Origin of the sequence: Ornithinimicrobium carbonis (assembly GCF_050703245.1) — a bacterium.
GTDB lineage: Bacteria > Actinomycetota > Actinomycetes > Actinomycetales > Dermatophilaceae > Ornithinicoccus.
In genome coordinates, this window is the sequence record NZ_CP192647.1 from 2,097,513 (window position 1) to 2,119,425 (window position 21,913).

Here is a 21,913-nt window from a genome sequence, read left to right on the forward strand (position 1 = left end):
CGCCGCGCTTAGTCAGGGCGCGCTGCCTCGAATACCATCAGGGCTTCGGCGCCGCCGAACGGCGTCTGTGCCCAATCGCGCCACACATTGACGGTGACGAGACCGGCGGCGAGCAGGTCGGCCTCGATCTGCTCGCGGCTGCGGAACTGGAGTGGCTGCGCCACGTCGAGGGCATCACCAGTATCGACGAACTCGTTGTGGCAGCACATGACAACGACGCCATCCTCGTCCGGTGGTTGCGTGGTGAGGGACTCCCGGAGCAACCCAACGGGTGTCTCTCGCTCGGCGACCGGGTCGTTCCAGGTCTCCCAGGCGCGCACTGCAGGATTGCGTGCTTCGAACACCAGGCGCCCATCGGGCCTCAGACCGCGCGCGATCGCGGCCAGCGTTGTGTGCCAGTCGTCGCCGATGATGTGCATGGCGACATTCCCGCTCATGATGACCAGGTCGGCCGTGTCAGGCGCGATCGCGTCCCCCGTGCCCAGTACCCAGTTCACAGCTTCACCCCCGGGCCGGGCAGCCGCCCGCTCGAGCATCGCTGCCGCGGGGTCGATACCCGTCACGGTCCGACCCGGTTCGGCCAAGGTCACGGTGAGCAGGCCAGTGCCGCAGCCGAGATCGACAATGTGCTCGGCGCCGAGGTTCTCCGCGAACCGTCGGAAGAAGTCGTGGTCGGGGCCAGCGGGATTGTCGAGGTCGTACAGCACTGCCAGGCGTGGATCGTCGTAGGTCACGCAGTTCCTTTCGCGAGTGGAAGATGCCAGTGTGCAAGGCGAGGAGGGGCAACCGCATTCTGCACTCACTCACTTGCCGCTGCGGGCGCGTCGTGCGACGGTGCCGCGTCGTGCCTTGGTTGGAGCGGGATGCAAGGATGGAACTCATGCGGACGCCTCCGCCCCGCTTCGAGGTCGTCACGCCGGCCATGGAGCACGTCGATGGCCTGGCCCACGTTCACGTGCAAGGTTGGCGTGACGCCTACGGAATGGTGCTGCCCGAGTCCTTCTACGACGACACCGCACTGGAACGCCGTCGCAATTCCTGGGCGGCACTTCTGAGCACCCTAGGTGCAAATCAAACTGTCCGCGCAGCAGTGGCCGACGGTCACGTGATTGGGTTCAGCTTCGCCGGACCCGCCCAGGACGAGAACCTCGCACGGGACCAGGAGCTGTACTCCCTGTACGTTCTCTCCGACTGGTACGGCACCGGCGTCGCGACCGCACTCCTGGAGGGCTCCCTGCGCGAGCAACCTGCCCAACTGTGGGTCGCTCAGCAGAACGCCAGAGCCATCGCGTTCTACCGCAAGCATGGATTCGATCTCGATGGAACCGAGAAGATTGAAACCAGGCTGCACGATCTCGTTGAGGTGCGCATGGTCAGGTGAGCGACGCACTCAACTGCCGCGATGACATCGGCATGGTTGCCCTGCGGGGAGTGAAGCGCGGCTACGGTGACGGGCGTGGAGATCTTCCGGCCAGCGCACCCGACCGGCACGGGTGTACTCGTCCTGGCCGGGTCGAGCGGCCGGGTCGACACCCAGCGGGCCATGCTGCTGGCAGAGCATGGGGCGCTCGCGCTCCCTCTGCAGTGGTTCGGCGGACCTGGTCAACCCTCCGGGCCATGGGAGGTCCCCATCGAGACCTTCACCTCGGCGCTGGACCACCTCGCGAAGGAAGCTGACTCGCTCGCGATCGTCGGGGTCTCCTTCGGGGCCGAGGCAGCCCTGACCACCGCATCCCTCGACCCGCGCGTACGCGCCGTGGCCGCCTTCGCCCCCTCGCACGTGATCTGGGCTGGCTATGACGAGAACCAACAACGGTGGACCTCCCACTGGAGCTGGCAGGGACGCTGCCTGCCCTTCGTCCCCATCCAACGACCATCCACTCCCGAACTTGACCAGGGGCCGCCCAGCTACCTGCCTGTGTACCGGGCGTCCCTGAGTGCGGTATCCGCGGAAGTGCTCGAACAGGCGACCATCCGCGTCGAGAACATCCCCGAGTTGCTCCTGATCAGCGGCGGCGATGACCAGGTCTGGCCCTCCGTCGACTTCGCGCGCGCCATCAGTAGCCGGCGCGCGTCCCACGGTCTCGACACCGCCCATGTGCACGTGCCTGAGGCCGGACACCGCACTGTTCTCCCCGGGGAACGTGCACCTGACGGCGGGCGAGCTATGGCCCGCGGAGGCACCACCGAGGCCGATTCGGCGCTCGGCCGACTGGCCTGGCCCCACCTCTTGACAATTCTCCGGCTCCACTGAAGTGTCGACGAAAATGCATCCGGAGATGCCGCCTTGAGCACGCTGGCGTGCGGTGCGCTAGGGACTGCTGGGTGTCGCGGTCCTGATGGACAGGCCCAGCCGCTCCCAGCGGATTGGGTGCGGTCACCGGTGGTTGCTCGACAAGAAGTTCTCGACACTTGCGTGGAAGTCGGGGTGGTCTTGGACTCGGTGGCCCTGGCCGTCGAGGACCGCCGCGGACGCACCCGCCTGTGCCAGGACCGTGGCGATGGCTTCGTACTCGTCGTTCCAGCCACCAGTGAGGACAAGCGTCGGCACGGAACGCACGAAGGCTGGGTCGATCTGGTGGCCCCACGGCGCCTCCAAGCTCGCGAACCGTGCCGCGATCTCTTGGTCTTCGGTCCAGGCGTCGCTCGTGGCGGTCTGGCCGAACATCATCGGCTTGACGATCTGCCAGTAGCCGAACAGATCTCCCTCCTTGGCCTTGTCGCGTGCACGGGTCATCGCTTCGATATGCGCCTCAATGGCTGCGTTCCCACGTGCGACGTCGTAAAGCGCCGGCTCCACGAGCACAAGGTGCGAGGGAGACAGATTGTGGCCGCGCATGGCCAGCACGGATATCACCGCGCCAAGGGAGTGAGCGACCACGGCGTACGGACCAGCGGGTGCCTGTTGTCCCACCATGGCTGCCTTCTCGGCGGCGCTGCGCACCGATCCATGGTCGGCGAAGACCGCCGTCTCAGCCGCCTGCGCAAGCCATGCCTGCTCGCCGGAGCGACCCGCTCCGTGCACGTAGTACCTCACTGAAGGGACAGTAGACGAGTCATTCGTCAGCGACCCAGGCGCTCCCTTTATTGCCGCGATCACGGCTATGCTTCCGCGCCGCCCGCGAGTCGGAGCTCCTGCATGATGCTGGAGCGGTCGGCCCGGGTGGCGCGTTTGAACGACATGTCCATCACCATCTCTGACTGGTGTTCATCCCAGCCATATCTCTCCTGGAGAGCGTGAACGGCGGCTCGTCGATCCTCCGCTTCCACGATGACTGCAAGGAACGCGTGGGGATCAGCGAGTGCCTGAGCGACTGCGCGCAGCAGGTGCGGATCGGACATGCCTCAGCCTCGCTTCAACAGCTGCAGTGTGTCTAGTCGCGCAGCGCGAGGCCGGCCGGGAGCGGCACCCGAATCCATCCGGTATTGCCGCTGTGAACGCGTAGCGTCCGACCATGCCGCTGTGAACGCGTAGCGTCCGACCATGCCGCTGTGAACGCGTAGCGTCCGACCATGCCGCTGTGAACGCGTAGCGTCCGACCATGCCGCTGTGAACGCGTAGCGTCCGACCATGCCGCTGTGAACGCGTAGCGTCCGACCATGCCGCTGTGAACGCGTAGCGTCCGACCATGCCGCTGTGAACGCGTAGCGTCCGACCATGCCGCTGTGAACGCGTAGCGTCCGACCATGCCGCTGTGAACGCGTAGCGTCCGACCATGCCGCTGTGAACGCGTAGCGTCCGACCATGAGCGTGAGGCGTTGTACGTCAAGAGGGGGCCGGTGCCCTGTGCCCGTCGTCGTCCCTGCATAGGTGATGGAGCTTGGTGGCTCTGCAGCGTGTGATCGGGTTTGGTGACGACGGGCCGGGGGCGGCCCATGATGTGCGACGAGATACCTAGGGGTTCTCAATGCCGCGGAGGGCTCGCCCCGGCCCTGCTGGTGACGCGCGACGCCTGATGCGAGGTCGCGTTGGGGTCAGGCGGCCACGAGCGGTTCCTGGGCGCGGGCGTGGCCGGTGGCGATGGCGGGGTCCCAGGCCTGGCGGTGGACGACGACGGCGTGCAGCTGGCGCAGGATCGCTGCGGCGATCACGGTCTGGGCCTGGGTCGCCTTGAGTCTGTTGGTCTCCCGGGTGGTCAGGTGTCGGTAGCGGGCGGCGTAGACCTTGTTCGTCTGCAGGCAGCCCCACACCGCTCGCCAGGCGGCGGTGCGTAGCTCGGGCCGCCCGGCGCCGCTGAGGCGGGCCTTGCCGGTGAAGGTGCCCGACATCCGCTCCCGTGGTGCCAGGCCGGCGTGCTTGACCACGGCGCGGGCGGAGGTGAACCGCCTCAGGTCTCCGGTGTGGGCCAGGATCGCGGCCGCGCCGACCGGGGACAGGCCGGGGATGGTGGTGACCAAGGCGGTGAGCTCGAGCTCGTCGAGGACGGCGGTCATCTGGGCCTCGATGTCGCCCTGCTGGGTGCGGGCCCGGTCCCAGTCGTCGAGCACCCAGGCGATGCGTTCGAACGCGCCGGCACGGTGGGTGTGCACGCCGGCGGGGTCGGACAGGGCGGTGAACAGGTTGCGCACGATCCGCAGGCAGGGGCGCGTCTTGCCCCTCCTGGTCACCTCGACCCGGACCATCCGTTCGAACCGGGCCGCGCCCAGGCGGCGGGTCCGCTCCAGGTCCCCGCCGTCACGGGCGGTGATAACCACCAGGGCGGCGACCCACGTGGTCGACCGGAACGGGTAGGCCGCCGTGGCCAGGGCCGCGGGCCAGACGCACTCGAGCAGGTCGCGCAGCCGGTGGACCGAGGAGCCGTGGATCTCCAGCAGCTCATCGCGTCGATTCCCCAGGTGACGCAGCCGGCCCCAGGTCTCATCAGCCGGCTCGGGAAGGTAGCAGCGCAACTGGGCGGTCATCCGCGCGATCAGCACGGCGTCCTTGTCGTCGGTCTTGTCGAACGTCAGGTCTTCGGACTTGCGGGCCCAGGCAGACATCGTCGGTTGCACGCACACGAAGCTCATCCCACGGTCGGCCGCGAGCTGGCCCAGGATCCGCCACCGGTGCCCGGTCGGCTCGCAGGCGAGCGTGACCCCGGCGAACCCGTGCCGGGCGGCGTGGGCGGCGGCCCAGTCCAGCGCCGAGCCCAGGTCCCAGGCCTTGCACCGGAAGGTGCGCCGGGCCAGCACCCGGGAGTCGTGGTCGCACACCACGACCATCTGCTTGACGTCGGCCAGGTCGATCCCGACGATCGCGTTCGAGGTCGGCACCGCAGCACGCAGCCGAGCCAGCCGTGCGTTCCTGTTCCGGTCACCACGCGAAACACCACTACCGCTACTCATGACGTCCTCCTGACAGCGATGGGAAACCAAGCCCGACAAGCGCATCAGGAGGACGTCAACACGTCCAGACCCCAGCGCTTAACGTCTTCCTATGCCGCTGTCCTGGCGGCCGTCCGACAGGCCGCAGGGGCGTGGTCGCAGGTATTGCCCATGGGCGTGTTGACGTGGAGTGACGTTGCGCCCAACGGGTGATGCGCCGCCCAGCGCTGGTGAACGATGGCTACGCGGCGACCTTGCACGTGTGCACAGGAACGACTGGTCCACGAGCTGCAGGGGCCAGCGTGCGCCATCCCGACCACGCCTCGCTGTCCCGGGCATTCCGTCGATCTGCGTTGCATCTGTCACGACTTCGTCTTGTGTCCATACGTTGAGGGTGATAGGCAATCTTCTATGTCAACGACCCGCCGGCGGCTCCGGAACGAGCCAGGCCTCATCTCCTTCGTCGTCGTGATCCTCTACAGCGTCTTCGTCTGGACGTGGTGGCCGGCCGATGTGCTGATCGGGCGCATCTCCCTGGTCATCCCGTTGATGTCCCTGGGCGTGGCGCTGTGGGTGGTGCTGTCCTTCGTGTTCGTCTTCTGGGTGGAGCGGCTCGAGTCGCAGGAGTCTGTGCGATGAGGGTCACCGAGTCGGTCCTGGTCGGCCTCTACCTGGTCGGTATGACGGTTGTCGGTATCTACTTCTACAAGCGGGCGCGCAGCTCTGAGGACGACTACTTCACGGCCGGTCGCAGCATCGGGACCTTCGTCGGCGCCTTCGCCATCTTCGCTGCGATCGCCAGCTCCAGCTCGCTCATGGGTGCCGTCGGCGGAGGCGTGGCGCTCGGGCTGCCCTACTTCGTCACGTACGCCTTCGGCGTTGTCGGGGCGCTGCCGCTGGTGATCTTTCTGGTCGCCGGGCAGCTGAGCAAGTCCGGTGTCCGCACCGTGCCGGACTTCTTCCGGCAGCGGTTCGGCGTCAGCGTGCAGATCGTGGCGGCCGTCATCGTGGTCCTGGCCATGACCTTCTACCTCGTGCCACAGCTGACGGCCGCGGGCCTCATCGGGTCCTACGTGCTGGGCATCAACTACGGCACCGCCGTGGTCGTCCTCGGGCTGGGATTCACCTTGTACGCCGCCCTCGGCGGGATGTGGGCCATCACCTACACCGACCTCGTGCAGGGCATGATCATGCTGGTCGGCATCGTGGTGCTCGCCGGGGCGATCCTGTTCTCCCGCGGCTGGGACTTCGCCGGTCTGCTGGACGAGGCCTTGACGGTCGACCCCGCCTTCGGTGAGGTCACCCAACCCTGGATGTCCTACTTCGGGATCTTCATCGCCTTCATCTGGTTCGGCATCATCTCCCCCTCGGTGGTGATGCGAAACTTCGCCTCCCGCAGCCCGTTCGTGGCCCGACGCTCCTCCATGTGGGCAACCCTCATCTATGCCGTGCTGTTCGCCGCCGGTGCCGTGGTCGCGACCGCCGGGGCTGCCATGGGCAGGATCGACGAGCTGGACAACCGCGACTTCATCTTCATCCTGGCCATCGAGCAGTACCTCCCGAGCATCCTGGCCGGCATCATCCTGGCCGGCCTCCTCGCTGCGATCATGTCCTCGGCCGATGCCATGCTGCTGGCAATATCCGCTGGTGTTGCGCACGATCTCTACAAGGGGGTCATCAACAGGCAGGCGGCGGAGCGTCTAGTCACCGGTGTGGGCCTTGCCGTCATGTTCCTGGCCGTGGGCCTGGGCATCGTCTTCGCCCTGGACCCGCCGGGGCTGATCGCCGTCATGGTGGGATGGGTCGGCGGGTTCCTGCTGTCCAGCTTCGGGGCCCCCCTGGTCCTGGGCATCTGGTGGCGCGGGGCCACGACCGCGGGAGCCCTGGCCGGCATGGTCGGAGGGGCTGCGACCTTCGTGGTGCTGATGATCGGCGGCTGGTTCCCCACCAACGCCGAGCCCATCATCGCCACCCCGTTGAGCCTGGCACTCGTCATCGTCGTGAGCCTGGTGACCGGTCCGACGACGCCGCGGCAGCAGGACCTGGTGGCCCGGTACCACGCCGCCGAGCCCGAGACCGTCGGACGGTGAGCAGGTCTCGGTGACCGCTGCGCTGACGGTCGTCGGCGACGACATCCTGACCGAGGAGGCGGCTCGCGCCGGCGTGCGCCGCCGCGTCCGCCGCAGCCTGACGCAGACGGCCGGGCAGCTGCTCCTGCACCCGATCTGGGTGGCGCGGGTCGAGGTGATCGCCGACCGCCCTCCTTTCGCGCCCCTGGTCCGACGCAGGTTGGTGTTCGTGGACGGGGTCTCGGAGTATCGCGGCCTGCTCGAGGCGGTCCCCCCGGTCCGTCAGGTTGCGGTCCAGGAGGAGGCGTGGGGCAGCCACGCCGGCCGGGCCGGGGAGTACCGGGCCCGGATGGACGGCGAGCTGGTGGCTGTGCACCGCACCGTCGTCGACCGGGACCGCGCGGTAGAGCTGGTGCAGGACGTGCAGGTCCGGCAGATCAACCGCTCCTACGCCCTGAGGAAGCCCCGCCACCGCATCCTGGACGTCGTCATCCAGCACCTGCCCCTGTGGCGCTTCCAGACGCGGACCGGGCACGTGGCCACCGTCAACGCGGTCACGGGCGCGGACGAGTCGTACCTTGCCTCGCGCTGGTGACGCTCCACCGTGCACCGGTCAGGTCAGGGTCAGGTCACCAGCGGGGGCGCCGACCACCGCGATGAGGCGCGGCGCCGGCCCCGCTGCCACGTCGACCTGCGCCCCCAGGGCGCGGATCACGCGGACCGCGAGGACCGGGTCGGGGTGCTCAGCCCGTAGCTCCTTGAGCTCCAGCCACGGCAGGTCGGCGTCCGAAGGGTGGGCCCCGCCCTGCCAGTCGATGAGGAAGGGCTGCACCCCCCCGAGCCCCAGAGGGTAGGGGGCGGCCAACCGCCACGACAGGAGCGTGCCGTCCGCCCTGCGACGCTGGGTCGCCACCGGCCGGCCCACGTCGACACCCGCCTGCCTCGCCCGCTCCACGGCCTCATCCAGTGCGGTCCCGGGGGCCTCGACGGCCCACCCGTGCAGGCGAGGGGCCTGACCCCAGACGTCGCCCGCCCCCAGCATCGTCCGCTCGGGAGGCACCGGCGGCTGGTCCGGATCAGGCCCCAGGAGCTCCAGGTAGGCGCGTCGGGCGCCCTGCCAGCTCACCCCGACCAGGGCGTTGCGGGTGCCCATACCCGGGTGGCTCCCGCCAGCCACCGGCTCCACCCCCGTCCTGGTGGCGAAGTCCGAGACCGCCGCGTCAAGGTCGCGGACGGTGAGCACCAGGTGGTCCAGCTGGACAGGCATGATGCCCATCATGCTGGACCCCGCGCCGGTGTGCTTGGGTAGATCGATGAGAGTCCTGGACGCCGACCACATCCGGGCTCGTGTCGACCCCGGTGCGCTGGTCCAGTCCCTGCGCGAAGCCTTCGCCGGTCAGAACCGGATCGAGGCACCGGCGCGCATGCACCTGCCCATGGACGAGGACCTCGAGTCCACCCTGCTGGTGATGCCCGCCTGGGAACGCGGCCGCTACGTGGGCGTCAAGGTCGTCGGGCACTACCCCCGCAACGGGGCGGAGGGCCTGCCCAGCATCCTCGGCAGCTACCTGCTTCTCGAGGCGCGGACAGGACAGCCCGTCGCTGTCCTGGACGCCACCGAGCTCACCCCCTGGCGGACCGCGGCGGCCAGTGCCCTCGCCGCCGACCACCTGGGGCCGGACCAGGTCAATGAGCACCTGGTCATCGGGGCCGGGAAGGTAGCCGCTGCCGTCCCCGCCTGCTACTCCGTGGTCCGTGAGGTCGAGCTGACGCGGGTCTGGGCACGCCGCCCCGAACGGGCGGCCGCCCTGGTCGATCAGCTTCGTTCCGAGGGTCGGGCCGCCGAGCCTGTCGCCGACCTGAGGGCCGCCGTGCGGACCGCCGACGTCATCACTTCTGCCACCTCCTCCACGACACCCCTGATCCTGGCCGAGGACGTCCGCCCCGGGGCCCACGTCGACCTCATCGGGGCCTTCTCCCCACAGATGGTCGAGGCGGACGAGGCGCTGGTCACCTCCGCCAAGGTGTTCATCGACGGGCCCGAGGCGCTGCACGCCGGGGACCTTGCCGGCCCGCTCGAGCGCGGCACCTTCACCGAAACGGACGTCCACGGCACCCTGGCCGACCTGGTGACCGGGCGACACGGCGGAAGACGCGCCGCAGCGGAGGTGACCCTGTTCAAGTCGGTAGGCAGTGCCCTGGAGGACCTGGTCGCCGCGGTCCTCGTGGTCGAGGCGGGGGACGCTTAAGCGCTAGGTGTGGTGTCCGGGAGGTTGGTCAGTCGGGTGACCGGTGGCCGGCCGCAGTACGGACCCGTACCTGGGGGATATGGCGGCCATCCGTCACCGGCGGCAAGATGAGCGGTTCCACCGCACCCTGCGCACACGTCCATGATGGGTGAAACATGGCCTCCGCGGCTGACACACTCATCTGCCGCCGTGAACGCGTAGCGTCCGACCATGCCGCCGGTTGTGCTCGCGCCCGAGGCCCCCGATCGCGGAACGGAAGCGAAAGCACAGGAGCGCAGGGAGCGAGTAGCTCGCCACATGCAGTCACGACGGCTCCGGTGTATCGATGGACGACCGTAGATGAGCAGGTGGACGGCCTACGTGCACCCGGGAGTCTGCCCGACGTCGTTCCGGCCTGTGGCGCAGCCGGAAACGAAGACCTAGTGTGTACTACCTCACACCACTTCCCAATAAGGATGACGCAACGATGCGCAAGAGCACCCTTCTGGCAGGCGCCGCCGGCCTGGCCCTCGTAGCCACCACCGTAGTCCCCGCCGCAGCCGTCAAGTACGGCGAGCCGGACAACAATGAACACCCGTACGTGGGACTCATGCTCGCCTACGTCTGGGACGACCTGGACGAGGACGGCAACATGACCGACGACGAGCTCTTCGCAGGGTGGCGCTGCACCGGTACCCAGCTCGACGCCGACACCTACCTCACCGCCGGTCACTGCACCTCCGGCGCGGACGCGGTCGCCGTCTGGTACGCCGATGACCTGCAGGACGTCCGCTTCGCCCGCGAGTTCGTCGTCTTCGCCGACGCCATCGACCAGACCAACGAGCTGGCGGCCGACGCCTGGAGCTATGACGCGCTGACCCACCCCGACTACACCGACGGCGCCTTCTACCTGCACGACGTCGGAATCGTGGACCAGATGATCCTGGCCGAGGACACCACGTTCGAGGACTACGGCACCCTGCCCACGCTCAACTACTGGGACACCCAGCTCGCGACCCGGAAGAAGGACCGCGACAGCTACACCACCGTCGGCTACGGGCTGCAGTGGGCCACACCGGACAGCAACGGGCAGGGCCGTGGTGACCAGGCCGACTGGCTCAAGCTCAAGGCCGGGGGTGACCTCATCGGCTACCGCCAGTTCGGGGGCGGCAAGGCCAACGACGCCTACGTCGTGCTGACCAACAACGCGAACACCGGCGGCACCTGCTTCGGCGACTCCGGCGGCCCGACCTTCATCGAGGACGAGACCACCGTCGTGGCCGTCACCTCATTCGGCGTCAACTCCACCTGCGCCGGCACCAGCGGCGTCTACCGCATCGACACCGAGGACGACCTCGCCTGGCTCAGCCAGTTCGTCAGCTGAGTAATTGTCAAGACCTGTGGATCGGCGTGTCACGCCACGTGTTGGTGGTCTCCTGACTCTTCGGGTCGTTCGACGAGTTTGCCCTTCTCGAAGGTGGCGCCGGCACGGACCAGGGCGACGAGGTGGGGTGCGTTGACCGCGCGCCAGCGTCGTTGCGCTGACTCGATGAGCTTGAACGCCATCGCGATGCCTGCCGCACGCGAGCCGGGTCCCTTGGTGACGCGCTGCCGGAGCCGGACGGTGGCGAAGGTGGACTCGATCGGGTTGGTCGTGCGCAGGTGGATCCAGTGCTCGGCCGGGAAGTCGTAGAACGCGAGGAGAACGTCGAGGTCATCGGTGACCTTCGCGGTCGCCTTGGGCCACTTCGCGCCGTAGGCGGTGCTGAACGCCTTCGCCGCGGCCAGGGCGTGCTCGCGATCCTGCGCGTTGTAGATCTCGGCGAGGGCGGCCTTGGCGTCCTTGTGCACCGACTTGGGCAGCGCGGCGAGCACGTTGCCGATCTTGTGCCACCAGCAGCGCTGCTCGGCGGTGGCGGGAAAGACGTCGCGCAGCGCACGCCAGAACCCCAGGGCACCGTCGCCGACCGCGAGGACGGGGGCGCGCATGCCGCGGCGCTTGCACGAGCGCAGCAGGTCAGCCCAGGACTCGGTGGACTCGCGGTGCCCGTCCTCGAGCGCGACGAGCTCCTTGGTGCCATCGGCGCGGACCCCGACCATGACCAGCAGGCAGACCTTGTCCTGGGTGAGGCGGACCTTGAGGTGGATCCCGTCGACCCACACGTAGACGTAGTCCGTGCCAGCCAAGGAGCGTTGGTTGAACGCGACCGCCTCGTCCTGCCACTGCTCGGTGAGCCGGGTGATCGTCTTGGCCGACAGCCCGGCGGCCGAGCCGAGGAACTGCTCCAGGGCCGGAGCGAAGTCCGAGCTCGACAGGCCGTGCAGGTACAGCAGCGGCAGCACCTCGGCCAGCTGCGGGGACTTGCGCGCCCACGCAGGCAGGATCGCCGAGGTGAACCGCTTGCGCTGCCCGCTGGCCTCGTCGATCCGGCGGTCGTTGACCCGCGGCTGGCGCACCGGCACCGCACCCGCGGCGGTGCTCACCTCCCGCGGTTGGTGGTAGCCGTTGCGGACCACCAGCCGGTGGCCGTGCTCGTCGACCTCCTCGGCGTGGGCCGCGATGTAAGCCGCGACCTCGGCCTGCAGCGCCGCCGCGAGCATCTGCCTCGCGCCGTCACGGACGATCTGATCCAGCAGCGACCCACCACTCGTGGCCGCGTCGACGTTGGACCCGTCGTTCTCCTGGACTACCTTGAGCATGGGCGTACCTTCCCGAGCCGGCGCGCCAACGCCGACCCTGATCAGAACTTCTATGGGCTTCAGATCTTGCTCGGGAGGTACGCCACATTCACGTCACCCCGCCGAGAGCCATCCACAGGTTCTGATCATTGCTCTCGTCAGCTGACGCAACAGCGATGTCGAAGGGCCGGCACCCGCGGGTGCCGGCCCTTCGACATCCACTAACGCACGCTCCCAGGACCGTTCCACTTTGCGGCGCTCATAACCGGGCGGGGCAGCGATGAGACATACGTGCGCAGGCCGGCCGCCGGCGCCTCGACCGTGCCGGCGCCAGCGGCACCTACAAGGACTAGACCTTCGAGAAGAAAGCTCGGCAGTCCCTGACAGCGCCCACGCAGTTGGCCTTGAAGCAGACGCGCGATTACTGCCTAAATCCGGTCCAACACTCTCCCGGAGCAACAAGAGACGCACTCATTTGCCGCCCTGCGTGCATTGAGCAGCCCGCCGAGCGTAACGTAACTTGGTCGCGCTGGGCCGCCGGCGGACAGGGACGCAGCGATGCGCTTTTCGGCTGGTACCGATGGCGGGCGTCGTGCCGGCGCTGCGCCTGCCTGAGGCCGACGATGAAGTATCGCTGCGAGAGGATGGGACCCGGAGTGCGGGATCAGACCAGACGGAGGATCAACCGCTACTGGGCCGCCTTCTTTCCCGAGATTCCAGCCGACTGGTCTTCTGTCGTTGTCAGCCACACGTCGGTATTGGAGGGATACCACGGCCTTTACGCCATCCTCCGGGACGGTCGCGCGTACGTCTCATCTCCGCCTGAGATGGCTGCCACGGTGCGCACCTGGGGCGTCGACGCGGCCACGGTGACCGACCCGGCCTGGTGGCGTCACCGAGTTCCGGAAGGAACGGTGCTCGGGCCAAGCGTCCATGCGTTCCTCGACACGGCTGACACAGTTCCCCGCTCACAGCGGGCCCGCCGTGCTGACGCAGGGGAGGTGGTCCACGCCCTGAAGGGGCGCGTTACCGCCGAGGAGTGGGTCGAGAGCGGCTTCGACAGTGATGACGTCCACAAGACCTGGTTGGTGCGCGACAACGACGCAGAACCAGTCGCCGCTGCAGGCCTCACGCTTTTCGATGGCGACCCCGTCGACGTCGGTGTGATCGTCGCTGCCGACGCTCGCGGACGTGGCCACGGAAAGCACGCCGCAGCTGCGGCGGTACATGACGCCATCGACCTGCACGGGATCGTCCGCTGGCGCTCTCTTGATGCCAACCAGCCATCACGCCAGCTCGCTAAGAGTTTCTCATTCCAGGACGACTGCCGACAGCTCGCCATCCGACTCTGAGGCGGCCGCCTGAACAGGATGAATGTCCGGTTCTGCCGCCGAGCGGTTACGCCTCGTCGCGTCTAGGTATGGCAGGCTCACCCCTGTGACCACTAATCCGCAGCGCGCCGCGAAGGCACGCATACTGCCGGACAACTGGAGGGTTCCAGTATTCGGGGGACTCGGGGCGGGGCTGGCTGTGGTGGCCGGCGCAGTGATCGACGAAGTGACAGGCTCAGTCGCCCTCCGAATCCTGACCATGGTGCTCGTTATTCTCGGCGTCATGGCGCTCGGCCGTCCGTACGCGTCGCGGCGTAAGTAGGGCATTCAGCGCCCTGTACGGCCGCGTGGAGGACGGCTACGCTCGTCCGACTTTGCCGCGATGGTGACAAGTTCCACCGCGGTGATCTGACGGTTCGTGACCGCTCAAATCGGCTTCATCCACGCGGTGCCGGTACCCCCTGCCGGTGTCCCTTGTATGGTGCTTGTGTGCACGGCTGCGACGCAGGGGGGGTGGACGTGAGGAACGGCGGGACATGCTCATGCCGCTCGCCGTCCTGTCCAATCTCTTCGGTAGCGACGACCTGGATGCCATCGCGCACGCCGGCGGACTGTCCCGCGTGGAGCTGGAGGCCGGGGTCAAGGCAGTGGGTGCACCGCTGCGCAGGCTCCCGGAGCAGGCGCTGCCCTGGTTCGAGAGCTCGGTGCGACCTCGGAGCGTGCCGGGGACGGACCCGGTCGAGTACGAGGCCCTCGTGCCCTTGTGGACGGACACCGGCATGGCGGGGAGAGCTGCCCGCGTCCGGCTGGTCCCGTCGGGGTTCGAGTCGACCTTTCGACGTCACGTGATCGGGTTCGAGGATGTCGTGGCACCGCCTGAGGTCACGGGCATGGTCCCGGATCCGGCCCGTCAGCCGCGCCCGCCGGAGGTTCGTCTGACGGAGCCGCTGGTGCCGATGGAGCACCCCGTACCCGAGGGGTGGCGTCCCTTGATCCGTCGCATGGTCGACAGGTTGGCCGCCGGTGACTATGAGGGTCTCGAGAGGGAGGGCGTGATCACTCACGTCGGTGGGCCCGGTGACATGGTCAGGAGCAACCTCAAGGCCTATCACGACTCCTTGGTGCCCCTCCCACCCCAGGCCTGGGCGTGGTCGGATCACCTGCCGGTCTATGCCGGGCCAGGCGTCTATCACGTGACGCTGCCGTTGTGGACGGCGGTGGAAGGGGTCAGCGACCTCACGCTGACAGCAGAGGTGCACGACGACGACACGAGCGTGAGGGTCGTGGTCACGAGTGTCCACGTCCTCTGACGGGGGGATGCGGCAGGCGGCCGTGTTCCCGCTCAACATCCTCGTCAAGGAGGCGTTCGGCGCCGTGCGGCCGTTCTCGCGGGTGGACGAGGCGGACCTGAGGGAGAGGCTGGCGGACCTTGGTGGCCGGCTGCTGCCCCTCTCGCCCGAGTCCGTCCGCGAGCTGACGGCGCGCCCGGTCGGCGGGCGTCCGGACCAGGTCGACATCGTCGTCCCGCTGGTCACTGTTGACGGCCCGACGGGGGCCGGGCTGCTGGTCCGCGTCACGGAGCACGGGTCTGGCTACCGGCCCGAGGTGCTCTCCTTCGTCGACGCTGAGCCGACCGAGGCGCAGACTCGTCCGGGTGACGTGCGCGGCGCGACGGTGGTTCCCCCTCCCGGCCCGCCGGGCACTCCCGAGGAGGGTCTTCGGCCGGTGCCCGAGCGATGGCGACCGGTCGTCGCGGGTGCCGTCTGCCGCCTGGCGGCCGGCGACTTCGCCGGCCTGGTGCGGGACGGGGTCGCGCCGACCCGTGAAGGCCCCGACGACCTCGGCTTCGAGCACTGGCTCGTGGAGTATCCCGCCACCCTCGTCGACCTTCCCGACGAGGCCTGGCCCTTCACCGACCACGAACCGACGGACGAGGCGGAGGTCTGGGACGTGTCGGTCGACCTGTGGACCGCGGAGGAAGGACGCAGCGACCTGACCCTCGAGGGGCAGGTCCGGGATGACGGGAGCGCGGTCACCCTGCGCATCGAGAGGATCCATACCCTGTGAGTCGGCGGCGGTTCCGTCGTCCGGGGAGAGGGGGAAGAGTGGCCTACAGCAGACCCGAGGTGGTCTCGGCGTTCGGCGGGGTGATCGGCGCGCTCTCGGCCGGCGAGCTGTCTCTCTTCACCGGCCGGGATGGCCTGGGTCTCGACGAGCTCCGGGACGGTCTGGTCGGCCTCGAGGGCCGGCTGCGTCCCTACCCAGACGCCTTGTGGTCGTGGCTGGACGAGCATCTGGTCCTCGTCGCTGTCGAGGGCACCTCGCCGGTGGAGCACGAGACCGTGGTGCCGGTGTGGACCGACGAGGGGGGCGGCGCGGCGCGGTCTGCGCCTGCGGCTCGTGCCGGTCGGCACGCGGGGGTTCCTCGACGCCCGGATCGTCGGTGTCGAGGATGTCGACCGTGTCCCGGAGTGGGCGGGGTTCACGGGTGTGTCGGCGGACGAGCCGGCCGCCAGTCTCGCCATGCCTGGCGACAATGCGGTGCCCGAGCGCTGGCGACCCGCCCTGCGCGAGGTGGTCTCCCGGTTCGCCCGGGGTGACTTCGACGGCCTGGCCCGGGACGGTGTCCTGGCCCTGGTCGGGCACCCCTCACACACCATGGTCAGAGAGGGGCTGGAGGCCTACCCCGACCGGCTCGTCGACCTGCCGGAGGACTGGTGGAGATGGTCGGACCTCGCCTCGGCGGACCACGGCCCCGGCCGGTATGCCGTCCTCCTGTCGCTCTGGACAGCCGGTCAGAGTCCCAGCCGCCTGTCGCTGGAGGCCGACATCGACGACCGAGGTGCGGACGACGTGCGCGTGCAGGTGATCGGCGCCCATGTGCTGTGACCGGGAGGGGCGATGAGCGCGATGTACGTCGGTGCCTACTGGGGAGCCCGCGCCGAGCCGGCCTCGACCTGCGCCGCACGCCTGGCACGGTGCCTCGAAAGCCTCCACGGGGCGCACCCCGCGCTGACCTCGTGGTGCCACAAGGGACGCTCACGCGCAGGCGCTCGCCGTCCGGTCGACGTGGACCCGGGGTCGTTGACGACCCTGGTCGAGCGCGGACGGGCCCGCAGGGACGTCGACGACGAGACGATCGACGAGCTCGGCTTCACCGGCGGGATGTGGAACGGCCAGACACCGTCGGTCGGGCTGACCTTCCAATGCGGAGCGACCTTCATGCCCATCGGCAACAACGTGGTGCTGCAGCTGTCGGGCGGTGGGGAGGGTGAGACCCTCACCGAGCCTGCGGTTGCCCGGGCCGTCCTCGACAGCCTCGTGAATGCGTGGGAGCCGGTCTGGGTCACGTGGACGACCGACGCGTGGCGCAATGCCCAGGGAGCTGAGCCGGGGCGACCTGTCGTCGGCTGGCTCACCTACCTGCGAGGGGTGCCGGCATACGGCATACCCGATGAGCTGGCGAGCGTCGCCATGGCCGGCGGCGTGCTGGTCAGTGCGGCACCGACCTTCTCTGAAGTAACCGAGGAGCGAATCCTGTCGGTGCGGGAGGCTCTGCGCGGCGCTGGTGCGCTGGACCTGCGGGGCGGGGGCTCTGAAGTCGGCTCCTGACCTGCACATCTCTCGAGCAGCGCCGTTGTCGTTGTCGCGGGTCAGCGGATCTGTCGGTGATGCCGCCTAACGTGGGGTATGTCGCAGCGCTGGGGCTGCCGGCTCCTCACGGGATGAGGGTGTAGGCAGTGCTGGCGCGCCGGTCCGGGGCTAGGGGCCGGGGTCTTTGGAAGAGGAGGCATGCGTCCACGGTCAGGTCTCCACCGCCCGCGATGTCCAGGCCGTGGTGCTCGACCCCTGCTGCCAAGGCACAGATGTCGAACGAGCGGCCGAGAGACTCGACTGCCCCGGGGGGAAATAGGCGGATCATGGCCTGTGCGGCATCGTCACAGTCGAGGCACCGACCACTTGGTCGTGGTGGACTCCCGCGCCGGCAGGGATTCGGGACAGAGCCGTTGGTCGCGCTTGAGGTCGGCGGGAAGTCCCCCAAGCATCAGGCTCGGGGCCAAGCCTCTCACCACGTGGGGGTTCAAGTCGCCGATAGAGAAGTATGACCGCGTTTCCGCAGGTCAGAGCACTGCCTGGTGTCCGGAGGGGGACTTGCCCACATGGGACACACACCTTCGAGATCGCCGTCAACACATAACAGCAGCTCAGGCGGCGACCCCAGCCCTCGAGCGTTCGTGTCTTGCGCGTGGCTTCCCCTTTCCGGCCCCCCAGACGGCTGGCGCTGTGAACCGGAACGCTGATGTACGTGACAGCACGACGCCCGCCGCTCAGCGGTCCTCCGGTCGGCGGCCGCGTCGTGGCGTCATTCCGCCCAGAATGATGTGACCGGGGTGTACAGGATGGCTAGCCATCACAAACCTAGACGACCTTCACGCCGCGGGAGCAGCTCACCGTGTGATGACTTGGAGGCGCGGAGTTCCAGGCTGTCCGCGCGACGACCTCTTCACTGTCAGTGGTAGTTGCTACCTTCGGACTCGACCACACTTTCGAGCAATCCGAAGGAGGCAGAACTACTTATGACCCAGGACGACCGCGCCGTATTCGTCGTGCACGGACGCAATCGTGCCCTCGCTGACGCCATGTTCGACTTCCTGCGCAGCATCGACCTCGCGCCGATGGAGTGGGACCAGGCAGTCCAACTGACTGCCACCGGAAGCCCGTACGTCGGGCAGATTCTCGATGCAGCCTTCGAGAGGGTCGCAGCAGTCGTCGTCCTGCTCACGCCTGACGAGGTCTCCTACCTCCAGCCTCGCTACGGCGACGGCCCGCACGACGTCGAAACGCAGCCGGCCGAGCAGGCCCGACCCAACGTACTGTTCGAGGCGGGCCTAGCGTTCGGTCGACACCCCGACCGGACCGTCCTGGTGGAAATCGGCGACGTCAGGCCGTTCAGCGACGTCGGAGGTCGTCATGTCATACGGATCAACAACTCGCCGGCGTCGCGGCAAGCACTTGCGACCCGCCTACAGACCGCCGGCTGCGCGGTCAACCTCACTGGGACGCACTGGCATAGCAGGGGTGACTTCACCGCGCCCCGTCCCGCGGGCGACGGGTTAGTTCTCGGGCGACGGATCCCCGCTGCAAACACCCAGCGGCCTCCAGTCGACTTCGATATCAAGTACCTGAACAAGGGCGGCAGCCGGAGCGACAAACTGCAAGTCATCAACCGCGGCACCGAGACCGCGTACGACGTCACCCTGTCCGTCCAAGAAGGCACATCGCTGGACCTGCAACGTGCCGCCCCGATCGCCAAGATCCCTGGGGGCGGCAAGTCGGTGACCGTCGACGTCATGAACCTCAACCGTTTCTTCGGCGGCGCCCACACCATCGATCAGTTCGACATCACTGTGACCGCCCGCACCGACGCTGGCGAGACGGTAACTCAGGACGTGTTCATCGACATGAATGGATGATCCAGTGACCGAAGAGTTCAGCATCCCCGTGAGCATCCCGCTCGACGAAGACGGCTTCCTGCGCCGAGAATGCCCCACCTGTGAGCAGGAGTTCAAGTGGTTCAACCACGAAGAAGGTGACCCGGACGCCGAGCAGGTCGGCCAGTACTTCTGCCCACGCTGTGGAGAGCCGTCCGGCCTCGACACATGGTGGACACCGGCGCAACTCGAGTTCGCGCAGGCCGCAGCCCAGCCCCAGATCGACCAGTACGTCAAGGACTCGCTCACCGACGCGTTCAAGGGTGTGAAGGGCATGGACTTCAAGGTGAATCAGAACTGGCACTCTGACTCCGCCTCTCCCGACCCGTTGATCGAGCCGAGCGACATGGTGATCGTCGAGCCGCCCTGCCATCCGAACGAGCCGCTCAAGGTTCCCGACACCGCTACCGGCCGTGTCCACTGCATGATCTGCGGAACGCCGTTCGCCGCGTGAAGCGGCAGTGCCCCTTACCGCCGCGAATGTTTGGATTCGGATACCGTATGCTGCCGAGATGCTTATCACCAATTGGCTGCCAGCTAAGGATGTAGCGAGGTGGGCGGGCTAGGATCGTCGGAATAACGGCTCTTCACAGATGAGGGTGTAGAGAGCGCTGGCGCGTCGGTCACGAGGTAGGCGTCGAGGTCTTCCGAGGATGGAGGTTCCTACGCCAGCCATCCGAAAGACCTCGACATGCCCGACGCTACCTTCACGCGCCCCGACCTGACGACCTTCACCCGCCTGGACGACCTCGGCCTGGAAGTCACCGGCCAGCTGCTCGAGCCCGACCGTTCGGTGCTCGCCTGCCGGGTCCTCGAACCCGACGACTGGTGCCGACGATGCGGCTGCCAGGGCGTCCCGCGCGGCACCGTCACCCGGGAGCTGGCGCACGAGCCGTTCGGGTGGCGCCCCACCACGCTTCTGCTCACCGTGCGCCGCTACCGGTGCGCCGAGTGCGCGCACGTGTGGCGTCAGGACACCACCGCCGCGGCCGAACCGCGGGCCAAGATCTCCCGCGCCGGCCTGCACTGGGGACTCGTCGGCATCGTGGTTCAGCACCTGTCCATGTCCCGTGTCGCCGAAGGGCTCGCCGTGTCCTGGAACACCGCCAACGACGCCGTCCTGGCCGAAGGACAGCGCCTGCTCATCGCTGATCCGACCCGACTGGACGGCGTCCGCGTCGTAGGTGTTGATGAGCACGTGTGGCGGCACACGAGGAAGGGTGACAAGTACGTCACCGTCATCATCGACCTCACCCCGGTCCGTGACGGCACCGGTCCATCCCGGCTGTTGGACGTGGTCGAGGGCCGCTCGAAGAAGGCGTTCAAGGACTGGCTGGCCCAGCGTGACCAGGCCTGGCGCGACGGCATCGAGGTCGTGGCCATGGATGGGTTCGCCGGGTTCAAGACCGCCACCACCGAGGAACTCCCCGACGCTGTCGCGGTCATGGATCCGTTTCACGTCATCCGGTTGGCCGGTGACGCCCTCGACGGGTGCCGCCGCCGCGTCCAGCAAGAACTGCACGGCCACCGCGGCCGCAAGGGCGACCCCCTCTACGCCACCCGGCGGACCCTGCACACCGGCGCCGACCTGCTCACCGAGAAGCAGCACGACCGTCTCGACACGCTCTTCACCGGCGACCGGCACCTGCAGGTCGAGCTCACCTGGGGCATCTACCAGCGCATGATCTCCGCCTACCGAGACCCCGACGGGCGGGCGGCGGCCGCACCGAGATGAACTCGGTCATCGACGCCCTCACCCAGGGCGTGCCCAGACCGTTGGTCGAGCTGCGCACGCTCGGCCGCACCCTGGCCCGCCGCGTCTGCGACGTCCTGGCCTACTTCGAGCGCCCCCGCACCAGCAACGGCCCCACCGAAGCGAAGCAGTGAACGGTCGCCTTGAGCACCTGCGCGGCCTGGCCCTCGGCTTCCGCAACCTCACCCACTACATCGCCCGAGCACTCCTGGAGGCCGGCGGATTCAGGCCCCAACTACACCCTGGATTGTGAAGAGCCGGAATAACTCGGGGCGCATTTTCATTGCAAACTGACGCACCCGAGATGGTAATTGTACCCCGTCCCGCTGAGGCGGTGCTCGGGCAGGCGTCTTTCTCGGAAGATCTCTGTTGTGCTACAGCCCCGAGTGCCTGAGGAAACTACTCGCTGCACCAGACGGTGAGTGGCGCGTTGATCGTGGTCTTCAGGTATGCCTGGGTTGACGCCAAGAGATCGAGCTGCTGGGTGGTTGCCTTCGAGGCTGACAGGCCGGGTTGCACGATCACCATTTCCATCCGGCGGCGAAGGACCAGGGCTTTGTCCTGCATCTCGTAGAGTTTCTTGATATCACCGACCTCGAACGGGTTGACACCGTCTCGGCGCTGCTTCTGCCGGGCACGGGCTTCGAGGGTTCGGAAGAACGGACGTAGATCGCCGCGACGCCACATGATCGATTTCTGTGCTTGGCCGCAGACCTCGTATAAATCCGCGACGCGCGCCCCGGGGGTGTCGGCGCGCGAGTACTTGCAGTGAACCAGCCGGATGAGCAGTCCTTCGTGGTCCAGGCGAAGAGCGACGACGTCTGCGATCTCGCCGGTGCCGTCGTCGTCAATTATGATGTCCCACGGCTCTGGCTCGGCCTTGAGCTCGGAGATGGCACGGAACTGGATTGACTGGACGAGTTTGTCTTTGGTCTGGGACTCGACTGTGAGCGTTGTCCCACCCCAGTCGAGCGGGACGAGCTGGGACGGGTCGAAGGGCGGTCGGTCCCAAGTGGGCTTGTACAACAGGTTGTCCTCGATGATCCGGTCGTCGTCG

Annotated in this window: 22 protein-coding genes and 1 pseudogene; 16 read left to right on the forward strand and 7 right to left on the reverse strand. The window is 68.0% G+C overall.

The features are described 5' to 3' along the window. Positions 1-8: 8 nt before the first annotated feature. Positions 9-734: a class I SAM-dependent methyltransferase gene (locus ACQ95T_RS10555; RefSeq protein WP_425943944.1), complete on the reverse strand. Its 726-nt coding sequence runs from the start codon at positions 732-734 to the stop codon at positions 9-11. Positions 735-871: 137 nt separating this feature from the next. Between ACQ95T_RS10555 and ACQ95T_RS10560 the strand changes: the two genes are divergently transcribed. Next, positions 872-1,381 carry a GNAT family N-acetyltransferase gene (locus ACQ95T_RS10560; protein WP_425943942.1) on the forward strand — a complete coding sequence of 170 codons (510 nt, stop codon included), beginning with the start codon at positions 872-874 and terminating at the stop codon, positions 1,379-1,381. A gap of 75 nt (positions 1,382-1,456) precedes the next feature. Beyond that, positions 1,457-2,254: an acyl-CoA thioester hydrolase/BAAT C-terminal domain-containing protein gene (locus tag ACQ95T_RS10565; protein ID WP_425943940.1), complete on the forward strand. Its 798-nt coding sequence runs from the start codon at positions 1,457-1,459 to the stop codon at positions 2,252-2,254. Positions 2,255-2,377: 123 nt separating this feature from the next. Here the strand turns inward: ACQ95T_RS10565 and ACQ95T_RS10570 are convergent, their stop codons facing one another. The 3 genes from ACQ95T_RS10570 to ACQ95T_RS10580 form a co-directional block, all read right to left on the reverse strand. Further along, on the reverse strand, positions 2,378-3,037 hold the full coding sequence (locus tag ACQ95T_RS10570) for an alpha/beta hydrolase (protein ID WP_425943938.1): 660 nt from the start codon (positions 3,035-3,037) through the stop codon (positions 2,378-2,380). A 65-nt stretch (positions 3,038-3,102) separates the two neighbouring features. Next, positions 3,103-3,342, reverse strand: a complete 240-nt coding sequence (locus tag ACQ95T_RS10575) for a hypothetical protein (RefSeq protein ID WP_425943936.1) — start codon at positions 3,340-3,342, stop codon at positions 3,103-3,105. A 633-nt stretch (positions 3,343-3,975) separates the two neighbouring features. Then, complete coding sequence (locus ACQ95T_RS10580) at positions 3,976-5,253, reverse strand: IS110 family transposase (RefSeq protein ID WP_425943934.1); 1,278 nt, start codon at positions 5,251-5,253, stop codon at positions 3,976-3,978. Positions 5,254-5,715: 462 nt separating this feature from the next. Here ACQ95T_RS10580 and ACQ95T_RS10585 point away from each other — a divergent pair, with 462 nt between their 5' ends. The 3 genes from ACQ95T_RS10585 to ACQ95T_RS10595 are packed head-to-tail and all read left to right on the forward strand — an operon-like array spanning position 5,716 to position 7,968. Further along, positions 5,716-5,943 carry a hypothetical protein gene (locus ACQ95T_RS10585; protein WP_425943932.1) on the forward strand — a complete coding sequence of 76 codons (228 nt, stop codon included), beginning with the start codon at positions 5,716-5,718 and terminating at the stop codon, positions 5,941-5,943. After that, positions 5,940-7,394 (forward strand): sodium:solute symporter family protein, encoded by a 1,455-nt coding sequence (locus ACQ95T_RS10590; protein ID WP_425943930.1) that lies wholly within the window; start codon positions 5,940-5,942, stop codon positions 7,392-7,394. Before ACQ95T_RS10585 ends, ACQ95T_RS10590 begins: the two co-directional genes overlap by 4 nt. 10 nt (positions 7,395-7,404) lie before the next feature. Next, positions 7,405-7,968, forward strand: a complete 564-nt coding sequence (locus ACQ95T_RS10595; RefSeq protein ID WP_425943929.1) for a hypothetical protein — start codon at positions 7,405-7,407, stop codon at positions 7,966-7,968. An 18-nt stretch (positions 7,969-7,986) separates the two neighbouring features. On the opposite strand, the gene ACQ95T_RS10600 is transcribed toward ACQ95T_RS10595, so the two are convergent. Then, positions 7,987-8,640: a VOC family protein gene (locus tag ACQ95T_RS10600; RefSeq protein WP_425943927.1), complete on the reverse strand. Its 654-nt coding sequence runs from the start codon at positions 8,638-8,640 to the stop codon at positions 7,987-7,989. Between the two features lie 46 nt (positions 8,641-8,686). On the opposite strand from ACQ95T_RS10600, the gene ACQ95T_RS10605 reads away from it, so the two are divergent. Together ACQ95T_RS10605 and ACQ95T_RS10610 are read left to right on the forward strand one after the other, a co-directional pair. Further along, positions 8,687-9,622, forward strand: coding sequence for an ornithine cyclodeaminase family protein (locus ACQ95T_RS10605; protein ID WP_425943925.1), 936 nt, complete (start codon positions 8,687-8,689; stop codon positions 9,620-9,622). Positions 9,623-10,088: 466 nt separating this feature from the next. Then, positions 10,089-10,985, forward strand: a complete 897-nt coding sequence (locus ACQ95T_RS10610) for a trypsin-like serine protease (protein ID WP_425943923.1) — start codon at positions 10,089-10,091, stop codon at positions 10,983-10,985. 29 nt (positions 10,986-11,014) lie between these two features. On the opposite strand, the gene ACQ95T_RS10615 is transcribed toward ACQ95T_RS10610, so the two are convergent. Further along, positions 11,015-12,301 (reverse strand): IS256 family transposase, encoded by a 1,287-nt coding sequence (locus tag ACQ95T_RS10615; protein WP_425943921.1) that lies wholly within the window; start codon positions 12,299-12,301, stop codon positions 11,015-11,017. A 635-nt stretch (positions 12,302-12,936) separates the two neighbouring features. Between ACQ95T_RS10615 and ACQ95T_RS10620 the strand changes: the two genes are divergently transcribed. The 9 genes and pseudogenes from ACQ95T_RS10620 (at position 12,937) to ACQ95T_RS10660 (ending at position 21,109) form a co-directional block, all read left to right on the forward strand. After that, positions 12,937-13,632, forward strand: a complete 696-nt coding sequence (locus tag ACQ95T_RS10620) for a GNAT family N-acetyltransferase (protein WP_425943919.1) — start codon at positions 12,937-12,939, stop codon at positions 13,630-13,632. An 824-nt stretch (positions 13,633-14,456) separates the two neighbouring features. After that, the gene (locus tag ACQ95T_RS10625) at positions 14,457-14,921 is read left to right on the forward strand and encodes a DUF7668 domain-containing protein (protein WP_425943917.1); all 465 of its coding nucleotides are present in this window, start codon (positions 14,457-14,459) and stop codon (positions 14,919-14,921) included. Then, on the forward strand, positions 14,905-15,678 hold the full coding sequence (locus ACQ95T_RS10630) for a DUF7668 domain-containing protein (RefSeq protein WP_425943915.1): 774 nt from the start codon (positions 14,905-14,907) through the stop codon (positions 15,676-15,678). The genes ACQ95T_RS10625 and ACQ95T_RS10630 overlap by 17 nt, the downstream gene beginning before the upstream one ends. Positions 15,679-16,011: 333 nt before the next feature. Continuing rightward, positions 16,012-16,500 carry a DUF7668 domain-containing protein gene (locus ACQ95T_RS10635; RefSeq protein ID WP_425943913.1) on the forward strand — a complete coding sequence of 163 codons (489 nt, stop codon included), beginning with the start codon at positions 16,012-16,014 and terminating at the stop codon, positions 16,498-16,500. 12 nt (positions 16,501-16,512) lie between these two features. Beyond that, on the forward strand, positions 16,513-17,223 hold the full coding sequence (locus ACQ95T_RS10640) for an Imm52 family immunity protein (protein WP_425943911.1): 711 nt from the start codon (positions 16,513-16,515) through the stop codon (positions 17,221-17,223). Positions 17,224-17,446: 223 nt separating this feature from the next. Further along, positions 17,447-17,524: a hypothetical protein gene (locus tag ACQ95T_RS10645; RefSeq protein WP_431473820.1), complete on the forward strand. Its 78-nt coding sequence runs from the start codon at positions 17,447-17,449 to the stop codon at positions 17,522-17,524. 664 nt (positions 17,525-18,188) lie between these two features. Then, complete coding sequence (locus tag ACQ95T_RS10650) at positions 18,189-19,085, forward strand: TIR domain-containing protein (RefSeq protein ID WP_425943907.1); 897 nt, start codon at positions 18,189-18,191, stop codon at positions 19,083-19,085. 28 nt (positions 19,086-19,113) lie between these two features. Next, complete coding sequence (locus tag ACQ95T_RS10655; RefSeq protein WP_431472905.1) at positions 19,114-19,557, forward strand: hypothetical protein; 444 nt, start codon at positions 19,114-19,116, stop codon at positions 19,555-19,557. 237 nt (positions 19,558-19,794) lie between these two features. After that, positions 19,795-21,109: pseudogene (locus ACQ95T_RS10660) on the forward strand (ISL3 family transposase). 146 nt (positions 21,110-21,255) lie between these two features. Here ACQ95T_RS10660 and ACQ95T_RS10665 read toward each other — a convergent pair. Next, a complete protein-coding gene (locus tag ACQ95T_RS10665; protein WP_431472906.1) occupies positions 21,256-21,882 on the reverse strand; it encodes a hypothetical protein in 627 nt (208 codons plus the stop codon). Positions 21,883-21,913 lie beyond the last annotated feature (31 nt).